The sequence below is a fragment of the Streptomyces sp. NPDC059455 genome, assembly GCF_042750115.1.
GTDB classification, from domain to species: Bacteria; Actinomycetota; Actinomycetes; order Streptomycetales; family Streptomycetaceae; genus Streptomyces; species Streptomyces endocoffeicus.
In genome coordinates, this window is record NZ_JBHYVB010000094.1 from 13,227 (window position 1) to 21,479 (window position 8,253).

7 protein-coding genes are annotated in these 8,253 nt (G+C 71.7%); 4 read left to right on the forward strand and 3 right to left on the reverse strand.

Going from position 1 to position 8,253, the window contains the following annotated elements:
* Positions 1 to 142: 142 nt before the first annotated feature.
* Positions 143 to 1,204 carry a mechanosensitive ion channel family protein gene (locus tag ACFXB5_RS29340; RefSeq protein WP_385213141.1) on the reverse strand — a complete coding sequence of 354 codons (1,062 nt, stop codon included), beginning with the start codon at positions 1,202 to 1,204 and terminating at the stop codon, positions 143 to 145.
* A gap of 292 nt (positions 1,205 to 1,496) precedes the next feature.
* On the opposite strand from ACFXB5_RS29340, the gene ACFXB5_RS29345 reads away from it, so the two are divergent.
* A complete protein-coding gene (locus ACFXB5_RS29345) occupies positions 1,497 to 2,705 on the forward strand; it encodes an MFS transporter (RefSeq protein ID WP_385213143.1) in 1,209 nt (402 codons plus the stop codon).
* A gap of 53 nt (positions 2,706 to 2,758) precedes the next feature.
* On the opposite strand, the gene ACFXB5_RS29350 is transcribed toward ACFXB5_RS29345, so the two are convergent.
* Entirely contained in the window at positions 2,759 to 3,670 is a 912-nt protein-coding gene (locus tag ACFXB5_RS29350; protein WP_385213146.1) for an endonuclease/exonuclease/phosphatase family protein, read from the reverse strand.
* 239 nt (positions 3,671 to 3,909) lie between these two features.
* Between ACFXB5_RS29350 and ACFXB5_RS29355 the strand changes: the two genes are divergently transcribed.
* Entirely contained in the window at positions 3,910 to 4,917 is a 1,008-nt protein-coding gene (locus tag ACFXB5_RS29355) for a sulfotransferase (RefSeq protein ID WP_385213149.1), read from the forward strand.
* 98 nt (positions 4,918 to 5,015) lie between these two features.
* Here the strand turns inward: ACFXB5_RS29355 and ACFXB5_RS29360 are convergent, their stop codons facing one another.
* Positions 5,016 to 5,942, reverse strand: coding sequence for a LysR family transcriptional regulator (locus ACFXB5_RS29360; protein WP_385213151.1), 927 nt, complete (start codon positions 5,940 to 5,942; stop codon positions 5,016 to 5,018).
* 297 nt (positions 5,943 to 6,239) lie between these two features.
* Here ACFXB5_RS29360 and ACFXB5_RS29365 point away from each other — a divergent pair, with 297 nt between their 5' ends.
* Both ACFXB5_RS29365 and ACFXB5_RS29370 read left to right on the forward strand, forming a co-directional pair.
* Positions 6,240 to 7,259, forward strand: a complete 1,020-nt coding sequence (locus ACFXB5_RS29365) for an aminotransferase class I/II-fold pyridoxal phosphate-dependent enzyme (protein WP_385213154.1) — start codon at positions 6,240 to 6,242, stop codon at positions 7,257 to 7,259.
* Positions 7,256 to 8,253 (forward strand): polyprenyl synthetase family protein (locus tag ACFXB5_RS29370; RefSeq protein WP_385213156.1); only part of this gene is annotated, 998 nt, incomplete at its 3' end. The genes ACFXB5_RS29365 and ACFXB5_RS29370, both read left to right, overlap by 4 nt.

An 8,253-nucleotide genomic window follows, 5' to 3' on the forward strand; every position in this document is an offset into this window, starting at 1 on the left:
CGGGCCATTTTATTCTGTCTGGCATCGTACCAGACGCATGAGCGCGTCTCCTACGCCAAAGTGGCGGTCGCGCCCGGGGCCGGGGGGGTGGCGGTGGCCACCGAGCGGCGGTTGCTGCCCTGACGGCTGACGGCTGAGAACGTCAGATCGCGGGCCGGCCCGACAGCGGGGCCCGGTCCTGGTCGGGCAGCACGAGCGTCCGCGTGGGCAGCGGGATCTCGATGCCCTCGGCGCGGAACCGGCGGTGCAGCTCCTTCATGAACTCATGCTTGATGAGGTACTGGTCGCTGAACTCCAGGGCCCGCAGAAACACCGAGAAGTCGATGCCGGACTCTCCGAAGGTGTGGAAGCGCACACTCGTCTCGTGGTCGACGACCCCGCCCTCGACCCCGGACATCACCTTCCCGGCGACCTCGATGGTCACCCGCTCGACATGGTCCAGATCGCTTCCGTAGCCGACCCTCGCCTGGACCATGACCGACATCTGCTGCTCGGGCTGGTGAAAGTTGGTCATGATGGTGTTGCCCAGCTTGGCGTTCGGGATGATGACGAGGTTGTCCGACAGCTGCCGTACCGCGGTGTTGCGCCAGTTGATGTCGACCACATACCCCTCCTCCCCGCTGCTGAGCCGGATGTAGTGGCCGGGCTGCACCGTCTTGGAGGCCAGGATGTGCACCCCCGCGAAGAGATTGGCCAGCGTGTCCTGCAAGGCCAGGGCGACCGCCAGACCGCCCACGCCCAGGGCGGTGAGCAGCGGTGCGATCGAGACGCCCAGCGTCTCCAGCAGGATCAGCACACCCATCGCCAGGACGGCGATCCGCGTGATGTTGACGAAAATGGTGGCCGTTCCCGCCACCCCGGAGCGGGACAGCGCCAGCGAGCGCACCATACCGGCCACCACCCGCGCCGCCGTGACCGTGCTGACCAGGATCAGCACGGCCTTCAGCGTCTGATTGACGTCATGGCCGACCGTGGGGGTCAGCGGCAGCGCGGCGGCCGCGGCGGCGACACCGGCGGCCATCGACGCCCACGGGGCCAGCGTGCGCAGCGTGTCGACGATGATGTCGTCGCCGCTCCAGCGGGTGGACCGGGCCCGCTCACCCAGCCAGCGCAGCGCCACGCGCAACAGCACACCACCGGCCGCGCCGCAGACCAGCGCCGCTCCGACGACGATGACATCGTGCAAGGTGAGAGCCCGGTTCATCGGCCACCGTCCGCTATACCGGAAGGCGCGTCAGAAGCGGCCGTGCGGCATGCCGTCGTCGGTGCGGCCTCCGGTCTGGAGTTCTGTGGTCTCACCTTGTCACCTGTTCGTGCCTGGGTTCTACGGGCGGTGCCGGGCGTACATGTGTACGGCTCCGGCGTAAGGTGCCATCCTGCCGCATGCGATGAGGGCCGAATGACGGGATGCCCCGCTACCGCACGTAACCCGCCAGGCAGGAGGCGGCGCGCCACCGCGTTTGACGGACAGGTGTTTTGTGGTGGAATCGGGTCGTATGGGTAGCCGCCGCGGTGACGTGGACGACGGGGAGCGGGGATGGCTGTTCCTGGCGGCCGCCTACGCCTTCGTGGTCACGATGTGCGGTACGACGCTGCCCACCCCGCTCTACTCGCTCTACCAGCGGGAGTTCGGCTTCTCCTCGTTCATGGTCACGGTGATCTACGCCGTGTACGCGGCGGGGGTCATCGTCGCGCTGCTGCTGCTCGGAAGTGTGTCCGACTTCATCGGGCGACGGCCCGTCATGCTCGCCGCGCTGGTGCTGTCGGGGCTGAGCGCGGTGTGCTTCCTCCTCGCCCAGGGACTGCCGGAGCTGTTCGCGGGCCGCACCCTGTCGGGGCTGTCCGCCGGTCTGGCCACCGGCACCGCCACCGTGACGGTGATCGAGCTCGCGCCCGAGCATCGGCGCCGTGCCGCCACCCTCCTCGCGACCGGGGCCAACCTGGGCGGGCTCGGGCTCGGCCCGTTGCTGGCGGGCGTGCTGGCGCAGTACGCCCCGGCGCCGCTGAAGCTGGTGTTCGTGGTGGACCTGGTGCTGGTGGCGGTGGGCGCCGCCGTGGTGCTCACCCTCCCGGAGACCGTACGGACGTGGAGCCGCCCGCCGCTGAGGCCGCAGCGGCTGCGGGTGCCCAGGGAGATGCGCTCGACGTTCGCGGCCGCGGCCATGGCGGGGTTCGCGGGCTTCGCCACGCTGGGCCTGTTCACCTCGGTGTCGCCCACGTTCCTGAGCGAGGTGGAGGGGGAGCGCAATCTCGCGATCGCCGGTGCCGTGGCGTTCTCCGTGTTCGCCGCCTCGATCGCCGGACAGGCGCTGGGGCGGCGGCTGGGCCCGGGACGTTCGCTGCCCGGGGGATGTGCGGTGCTGGTGGCCGGTATGGCGGCCATCGCCGCCTCGCTCGCGATCGCGTCACTGGAACTGCTGGTGCTGGGGGCCGTCATCGCCGGGACCGGGCAGGGGCTGTCGTTCCACGCGGCCGTACGGGTGGTGACCGAACGGAGCCCGGCCGACCACCGCGCCGAGGTCACCTCCGCCCTGTTCGTGCTGATGTATCTGGCGCTCTCGATTCCGGTGATCGGCGTGGGCGCGCTCACGGTCGTGGTCGGGCTGCGGTCCGCCGGGCTGATCTTCACGGGCTGTGTGGCCCTGCTGGCCGTGGCCACCCTGCTGCGGCTGCGGGCGCTCTCCGCGGAGGGGCCGGGCCGCTGAGGCCCGGCCGCCGTGGCCCGGCCGCCCTGGCCCGCCGTTGAGGGAGCCCCGCGCTACAGCTCCAGGACCGTCCGCACCGGCAGATGGTCGCTGGGGAACTGGCCGTCCCGCGAGTAGGTGTCGATGTCGGCGTGGCGGGTGCGCACACCGGGTGAGGTCAGGATCCAGTCGATCCGGTCGCCGTCCGGGACCAGCGGGCCAAAGCCGTGGAACGTCCCGTACAGCGGGCCGCGCCGCTCGGCGGCATCCCAGGTGTCCACCAGCGTGCCGCCGCCCAGCATGGCGTCGTAGACCGGGTTGCCGTGGGCCGCCACATTGAAGTCACCGGTCACGATGCGGGGGAGCGCGGAGGCCAGACCGCCGAGCCGCTCGGTGATCAGCGCGGCCGAGTGCTCACGGGCGTTCTGGCTGTGGTGGTCCAGATGGGTGTTGAGCGCGTAGAACTCCTTGCCGGTCCGCCGGTCGTGGAAGCGCACCCAGGTGACCATCCGGACCACGGCCCCGCCCCAGGTGTTGGAGCCGATGACATTCGGGGTGTCGGACAGCCAGAAGTGGTCGAACTCGAGGGGTTCGAGCCGCCCGGTGTCGTAGAAGACGGCCATGAACTCGTCCCGGCTGCCCCCCATCCGTCCGGTGCCGATCCACGAGTAGCGCTGCCCGAGGTCATGGGCGATGTCGCGCAGCTGGCCGTACAGCCCCTCCTGAGTGCCCAGCAGATGGGGCCGGGCCTGGCGCAGCAGCTCCCGCATGACGGGGCGGCGCTGCCCCCAGGAGTTGGGCTCGGTGTCGCTCGCGTAGCGCAGATTGAACGTCATGACGGCCAGCCGGGGACCGTCGGCGGGGGCGATCGGGGCGACGGGGGCGGCTGCGGCCACGTTCTGCGGCTGGGAGGCGAGTGGCAGCGCGACGGCCGCCGCGGCCGCGGCGCGCATACCGTGACGGCGGCTGAACACAGGTGCGGGCATGGCTCCTCCAAGGTCTTGAAGGTGCGGTGACGGCCTCAAGTGTCGGACCCCGCGGTGTGGGGGGTGTGTCCTGCGGTGGCCGTCCGGTGGAACGTACGGTCACACCGAGCCGACCTCAAGAGCGCCGCGGAGACCACCGGTGACGAGGGATCCCACGAGTGACGGAAGTGGCGGGGGTGCGCGGGAGTGGCGATGGGTAGGGAGGCCGGTAGTCGTCGGAGACGGAAGGGGCACCTGGGGTGACCGTACGGCCGCTGACCTTCGTCGTGGGGACCGGACGATGCGGTTCGACCGTTCTGTCGCGCATCCTGCGGCTGCATCCGGATCTGTTGAGCGTGAGCGAGCTGATCGCCTCGCTGGAGCCGGACGCGCTGCCCGAGGCGCCGCTGACCGGGGCGGAGTTCTGGCGGATCCTCGCCACTCCGCGCTCGTTCGCCAACCGCGTCATCCGCGACGGCATCCCGCTGCCCGAGTACCGGTATCCGCATGTCAAGGGGCGGTTCTCGGTGGCGGGCGGTGGCATTCCGGCGGTGTGCATGATGACGCTGCCTCATCTCACCGACGACCCCGACGCGCTGTTCGACGCCCTGGAGCCGGAGCTGTCCCGACGGCCCGCGGCGCCGGTGGCCGATCACTACCGGGCGCTGTTCGGGCTGCTGGGGGAACGGTTCGGCCGGCGGGCCGTCGTGGAGCGGTCCGGCTATTCGCTGCGCTCGGTGCCCCGGCTGAGGGAGGTCTTCCCCGAGGCCCGGTTCGTCCACCTCCACCGGGACGGCGCCGACTGCGCGCTCTCCATGAGCCGCCACCCCGGATTCCGGCTGATCCAGCTGATGACGGAGCGCGCCACGAGCACCGAGGACCTTCCGTCCGGTCTCGCGGCACTGCTCAGCGACGACGAGGCCGATCTGCGGCCGCTGTACGAACGGTCGGTACCCGTGGCCGAGTTCGGTGAGCTGTGGTCGAGCACGATCGTCGAGGGGCTGGGGCATCTGTCGCGGCTCCCCGCCGCGATCCGGATGTCCCTGTCGTACGAGGGCCTTCTCGACGCGCCCGAACGCGAGCTCACCCGGCTGGCCCACCACCTCGGGGTGGAACCCCTCCCGGAGTGGCTGGCGGCCGGACGCGCCCTGCTCGACGGCGACCGCCGGGGCACGGCCGCAGCCACCCTGCCGCCCGCCGAACTGACCGCCCTCCGCGAGAGCTGCGCCCCCGGCGCCCGGGCCCTGAGCCTGGCCCAGGGTGAGTGAGAGGGGCTTTGAGCCTTCCCCACGGCGGGTGACAGGGGCCCACAGCCTGGTGCGCGGCGGATGAGAGGGCCCCGGCGCCGGATGCGATAGGCCCGGCGTCAGGCCGTCGCCACCTCGACCGCACCCCCCGACTGCTCGACCGCCACCGCCCGCAGCGCCTCCAGCAGGGCGGCCACCGCGGGTACCCTGGCCGCCTCCGGCCGCAGCAGCGCGCAGACATGGCGCCGGGGCCAGTCGTCCAGCGGACGCGGCTCGACCCGCGGATCGGGCCGGGGGAGCAGCCCGAGGCCGTCCATCAGGGCGATCCCCACCCCGTCGCCCACCAGACCGAGGGTCGTCGCCTGGTCATCGGTCGTGGTCACCACCCGGGGCTCGAACCCCGCTTCCGCGCAGCGCCGCAGCAGCCGCTCGCGGTCCCGCTCCAGGATCCACCGCTCCCGCGCCAGATCGGCGAGGCGGACGCTGCGCTGCCCCGCGAGCGCATGGCCCCGCGGCAGCAGCACATGGCGGCGGTCGACCAGCAGCGGAACCCGGCGCAGCGGGGTCGCCGCGGGCTCCGCCGCCTCTCCCGACTCGTCGTCGGCGACGATCGCCAGATCCGTCTCGCCCGCGTCCAGCAGCCGGTACGCGTCATGGGAGGCGGTCTGACCCAGCTCGACCTCCACCTCGATACGGGAGGCGCCCAGCCGGGCCAGCGCCGCGGGCAGCACGGCGACACAGACGCTCTGCACGGAGGACATCCGCACCCGGCCACGAGTGCGGGCGGCGAGCGCCTCGAACTCGTTCTCCACGTCCCGCATCCCGGCCAGCACTCCCCGCGCGCGCTCGGCGAGTCTGTGGCCCGCGGGCGTGAGCCGCACCCCCCGTCCCGCCTTGACCGTCAGCGGCACGCCCACGGCACGCTCCAGCGCGCGCATGTGGTAGCTGATGGCCGGTTGGGTGTAACCGAGATGGTCCGCCGCGGCGCTGTACGAGCCGGAGCGACAGACCTCTGCGAGCACGGTGAGCTGGCGAAGTTCGATCACCACAGGAAGATAGAAATCGTTTATCAATTCCCGAAAGACTTTAATTGGACGCGTGATCGATAGGCCGTCAAAATCATGGTGACGGATTACGCCCGTACTCGCCCATTGAACTGACCGATCGGACACGGCCCCACCCGCACTGGCTGACCGTACGGTCATAGCCCGCCCACGACGGTTTCCTTCCCACCGATCCGGCCGGACCGGCAACGGGAACCGGGCGCGGTGACTTTCCTCCCTCCGCCCGAATCCCCCGCTGGAATGGATGGATGGTGCCCGATGCATGATGGCTGGAATCGCATGACTCCGGTGGTCGCGGAGAACAATCCCTTCCATCAGATGTCGCTCAACGAAACCGTTCACCCTCCGCTTCCGGAAGTGGTGGACGCCGTCCTGCGCACCGCGCGGACCGCCCACCGTACCCTGGATGCCCTCGGCGGCGGGCTCTGTCAGGCCCTCGCCGCACATCTGGGAGTGGAGCCGGAGCATGTGCTCGCCGGACCGGGCTCCGGCGCGCTGCTCCAGCAGCTCTTCTCCACCCTCACCGGACCCGACACCGACACGGTGCACGCCTGGCCCTCCTGGGAGGCGTACCCGATGATGGCGGCCAACGCCGGATCCACCACCGTCCGGGTGCCGCTCACCGGATACGACCATGACCTGAAGGCGATGGCCGACGCGGTCACCGACCGCACCCGCATGGTCCTCCTGTGCACCCCCAACAACCCCACCGGCACCGCGCTGGAGCAGGACCAGATCCTTCGCTTCCTGGACCGGCTCCCCGCACACGTCACCGTCGTCATCGACGAGGCGTACCGGGACTTCGCCGACCCCGGCGCCATCGCCGACGGCATCGCCCTGCACCGCGCCGACGAACGGGTCTGTGTGGTACGGACGTTCTCCAAGTCGTACGGGCTGCTCAGCCTGCGGGTCGGCTATCTCGTGGCGCATGAGCCCGTGCTCGCCCCGCTCCGCACGATCCTGCCCTTCTACCGGGTGAGCGCCGTGGCGCAGGAGGCCGCCATCGCCGGGCTCGGCGCCCATGAGCGGGTGCTCCGGCAGTGCGCCGAGACCGCCGAGGAGCGCGACCGGCTGCACCGGATCCTGCTCGACCAGGGCTGGGAGGCGCCCGCGAGCCAGGGCAACTTCCTGTGGCTGCCCATGACGTCCGGTGTGGAGCGCTTCACCCAGTTCTGCGCGGACCACGGCGTGGTGGTGTGCGGCAAACCGGGCGAGGGGATACGGGTGACCGTCGCCGAGCCCGAGGCCAACCAGGCGTTCGCGGAGCTCGCCGGGAAGTACCGGGAGGCGTCCCGGTGACCCCGCCCGACGTCGCGGTCACCGAGGTGGCCGACCCGCTGGCCGAGGCCGCCCCCACCATGGAGCTCCTGCTGCGCGAGCTCGACCGGCGCTGGCCGCGGGAGGCCGAACGCCTCCACCAGATCTCCCGGTACGCCCTGCTCCCGGCCGGGAAGCTGCTGCGCCCGCTGCTGCTCATGGAGTCGGCCGAGGCGGTGGGCGGCGGCGGACCGGCCGTCGTCCCGGCCGCGCTGAGCGTGGAGTACCTCCATGTGGGATCCCTCGTCCACGACGACGTCATCGACGGGGACACCATGCGGCGGGGCCGGCCGTCCGTCGCGGCGCGCTACGGCACCACCGACGCCATCGTCACCGGGGACGCCCTGATGCTGGGCATGTTCGGCGTGCTCACCGACGGCGCGGAGGACGCCGGCGGGCTGCCGCCGGGCCGGGTCCTCGGGGCGGTACGGGTCTTCGCCCGGGCGGGCGTCGATCTGTGCCGCGGCCAGGCGATGGAGGGCGAACTCAGGGGCGACCTCGGCTGTGGACTCGACCGGTACCTCACCATGAGCGCCCTGAAGACCGGGGCGCTGTTCCGGGCCGCCTGCCGGGGCGGGGCGATCCTGGGCGGCGGATCCCCCGCCCAGCAGCACGCGCTCACCTCCTACGCCGAACATCTGGGGCTGGCCTTCCAGATGCACGACGACCTGCTGCCGTACACCAGCGACAGCCGCACCACCGGCAAGTCCGCGCTCAGCGACATCGCGGCCGCCCGGCCCACCTTCCCCGTCCTGCTCTGCCACGCCATGGCCGGCGCCCCGGCCCGCGCCCGGCTGGAAGCGGCACTCGGCGGCGCCCTGCCCGCCGCCGACGCGCTGAGGACGGTGCACGAGCTGCTGGAGACGACCGGCGCGCTCACCGCCGCGCGGGACCGGGCCACGGCCCAGGCCGACCGCGCCAAATCCTGTCTGGATCCGCTGCCCCGCTCCCGGGCCACCGCCGCACTCGCGGCGGT

Bases quoted from the DNA above. Each gene is read 5' to 3' on its own strand.
- ACFXB5_RS29350 (WP_385213146.1), bottom strand. From the start codon at position 3,670: ATGCCCGCACCTGTGTTCAGCCGCCGTCACGGTATGCGCGCCGCGGCC.
- ACFXB5_RS29340 (WP_385213141.1), bottom strand. From the start codon at position 1,204: ATGAACCGGGCTCTCACCTTGCACGATGTCATCGTCGTCGGAGCGGCG.
- ACFXB5_RS29365 (WP_385213154.1), top strand. From the start codon at position 6,240: ATGACTCCGGTGGTCGCGGAGAACAATCCCTTCCATCAGATGTCGCTC.
- ACFXB5_RS29345 (WP_385213143.1), top strand. From the start codon at position 1,497: ATGGGTAGCCGCCGCGGTGACGTGGACGACGGGGAGCGGGGATGGCTG.